Source organism: Curtobacterium sp. B8, from assembly GCF_000333315.1.
GTDB lineage: Bacteria > Actinomycetota > Actinomycetes > Actinomycetales > Microbacteriaceae > Curtobacterium > Curtobacterium luteum.
The window spans coordinates 1-960 of the sequence record NZ_BACW01000024.1 but is presented as its reverse complement, the minus strand read 5'-3'; the positions used below and the strand labels follow the sequence as shown (position 1 = coordinate 960).

The following is a 960-nucleotide window of genomic DNA, read 5'->3' as shown; positions in this document are numbered from 1 at the left end:
GGGGAAGGTCGGCTACAGTACGACCGGTGGCTCGGTACGGTGACGATGCGGCTCCGCCTGCGCGGCCCGCGGCTCTTCGCACGAGGGCGCGCCTCGCGCTGATCCCTCGTCGGGTCGCGGAGGTCGTCGCCGCGCGACGGCGCCGACGACACGTCCCGCGACCGACATGTCGCTCGCGCGGCAGGTCGTGCGACCGACGCCCCACTCGCGCGCCAGCTCGCGCGACCACCGGACACCACGCACGCACGTCACGGCCGGGAGGCCCGTGGCGGGCCGGCACCGCGCCTCCCGTCCGGGGTGGGGTCACCACGCGCTGACGCGCCCCGGCCTGGTCGCGGACCGTGTCGTCGGTGACGCCGAGGGACGGCGCGTCGTGCGACCACCGGCGACCGGCCCCGGTCGCGACCTCAGCCTGCCGGCGCCTCCGCGATGAACTCGTCCCGTGTCACCCGCACGAGCTCGGCGGCCGCCGCCGCCGCGGCGTCCCCGTCCCCGCGGACCAGCGCCCGGGCGACCGCGTCGTGCCGTGCGGCGGCGTCCCGGGTCCACCGCGTGATCGTGTCACGCGACTCCGAGGTCCGGGTCCGGAGGAGCGCCTCGACCGTGCCCGCGAAGTGGGTGAACACGGCGTTGCCGGAGGCCTCGAGCAGTGCCCGGTGGAAGCGCACGTCGGCCTCGAGGTAGGCGCGGCTGTCGTCACGGTCGCACGCGGCGAGCATGTCCTCCGCTGCTGCCGTGACGGCCTCGGCACCGGCGGTCGACACCGCACTGGCGGCGAGCGACGCTGCGACGGGCTCGACCCCGAGCCGGAGCTCGAGGAGTTCCCGCTGCTGCACGAAGTACGCGGGGGACGCCCCACGCCACCGGATGACCGTCGGCGCGAGCAGCTCCCACGACCCGATGCCGAGGACCTGCGTGCCGACCCGTTGCGGGGCTCGACGAGGCCGAGCGACTGGAGGA

1 protein-coding gene is annotated in these 960 nt (G+C 76.2%); it reads right to left on the bottom strand.

Features of this window, described 5'->3' with window-relative positions; all coding sequences use genetic code 11:
* Positions 1-407: 407 nt before the first annotated feature.
* Positions 408-960, bottom strand: a 553-nt coding sequence (locus I59_RS18775; RefSeq protein ID WP_049976493.1) for a FadR/GntR family transcriptional regulator, incomplete at its 5' end; no start/stop codon positions are given.